At 68.6% G+C, this 2,036-nt stretch carries 2 protein-coding genes; both read left to right on the top strand.

The features are described from left to right. A partial coding sequence (locus BN903_RS14825) for an ATP-binding protein (protein WP_048078463.1) occupies positions 1–1,629 on the top strand: 1,629 nt, incomplete at its 5' end. Between the two features lie 113 nt (positions 1,630–1,742). Beyond that, the coding region (locus BN903_RS14820; protein WP_195155829.1) for a universal stress protein at positions 1,743–2,036 on the top strand (294 nt) is incomplete at its 3' end.

Genomic DNA, 2,036 nt, shown 5'->3' with positions numbered 1-2,036 from the left:
CTCCGCATCGCGGAGGAGGAGGACGAGACGTCGCTGAAGGCGTTCGTCACGACGGACAACCGCGAGGCGGTGCGGCTCGGGAAGTACCTCCTGATCCCGTACCCGGACGGCGAGCGCCTGTTCTGCCGGATCACCGGCTTGGAGTACGCACAGGAGTTCCAGTCGGACGACGCGACCGAGATCCACGCCCGCCGGCAGATGCGCCGCGACGAGTTCGCCGAGCGCGACTACAAGTTCGTCGCCGATCTGGAGCCGATGTCGGTCGTGTACGGGGAGGGCGACGACATGAAACGCCGGATGACCGACCGGGTTCCCAAACCCGGCGCGGTCGCCGAGGAGGCCGCGGACGACGCCGAGATCAAGACCGGGCTGAAGATCCCCGACGACGGCGTCTTCCTCGGCCACCTCTCGGTCGGCGGCGAGAAGGTGCGGACCGCGGCCGAGCCCCCCACCGTCGACTACCGGGTGAAGGACGACTACGCCGACGGCGACCCGCTCGCGTTCCGGCACACGCTCGTCGCCGGCGGCACGGGGTCGGGGAAGACCCACGCCTCGAAGAACGTCCTCCGGCAGTACCTCGACGCGGACCGCACGTACCCGATGGGCGACGGCCGCGAGTCGCGGATGGCGGTGGTCCAGTTCGATCCGCAAGACGAGTACGCGCAGATGCACGACGACAACCCCGACCTCGACGACGCGTTCGCGCGACGGCTGGAGCGCGAGGGGATCGCCCACGGCGGTCACGACGACACCGTCGCCCTCGTTCCCCGGGCCGCGAACGCGACGTACCCCGGCGAGGGCCACCGCGCCGAGCGCGTCGAGTTTACGATCCCCTTCTCGCTGGCACGGGACATGCCGTGGCTGGTCGCCGGGTCCGGACTCAACGACAACCAGTACCCCGCGCTGTTGACGCTTCTCAACCGCTTTTTCGACAACTACGGCGACTCGGGAACGTACAGCCAGTTCCTCTCGTACCTCGACGACCCGGCGCTCAAAGAGGAGCTTCACGAGAGCGGTCGGGTCCACGAGGCGACGTTCGACGCCGTCAAGCGCCGCGTCCGCGGCGTCCCGAGCGGCGTCTTCGACCAGGACGCGAAGCCGATCACCGAACTCGACCACACCCTCGTGCGTCCCGGTGGCCTCTCGGTCGTCCCCACCTACCACCTGCCGACCTCCCGGCAGAAGGAGATCGTCGTCCTCGCGGTCGCGGGGCTGCTCATCGACGACAAGCTCTCGAACGACCCGGCGAGCGACCGGATAAAGGAGACGCCGCTCTTGGTCGGGATGGACGAGGCGCACAACTTCCTCGCCGACGCCGACAACGTCCAGGCACAGAAGGTCGTCCAGAAGTTCACGGAGGCGGCGAAGCAGGGCCGCAAGGAGCGGCTCGGGCTGTTTCTCATCACGCAGGACCCGCAGGACGTCGCCGAGTCGGTGTTCAAACAGGTGAACACGAAGGTCGTGTTGAACCTCGGCGACGAGGACGCGATATCGAGCGTCAACATCCCCTCGAACCTCGCCGGCAAGGTGCCGTACATGGAGAAGGGGCAGATGGTCGTCTACTCGCCGGACAACTCCGAGCCGGTCGAGCTGATCGGCCTCTCCGAGTGCGTGACGCGGCACGACTGACGACGCGCCCTCTCTCCCGCCGAGCGGTTCCCTCTCGTCGCCTCCCGAGCCGGATTGTCGCCGTATCGGAGCCGGCGCGGTGGTTTTTAATCCGAGCGAGCGAACCCTCGCGTATGTCCAAGCGTATCCTCGTTGCGATCGACGGCTCCGCGGAGGCGACCGAGGCGCTACGGTTCGCCGCCGAGGAGTGGCCCGACGCCGACCTCACGGCCCTCCACGTGATCAACCCGGCGGACGTCGGCGACGGGGGCCGACGGCGGCTTCCCGGGGGCCTCCGATCAGTGGTACGAAAGCGCCAAAGGGCGCGGCGAGCGGATCCTCGCCGAGGCGACGGGAGCGGTCGACCGCCCGGTCGCGACGAGACTGGAGGTCGGACGCCCGAAGCGGACGATCCTCGACGTAGCGGG

Source organism: Halorubrum sp. AJ67 (genome assembly GCF_000513435.1).
Note: the sequence above shows the minus strand (reverse complement) of the source record. Positions and strands in the feature narration are given on the sequence as shown.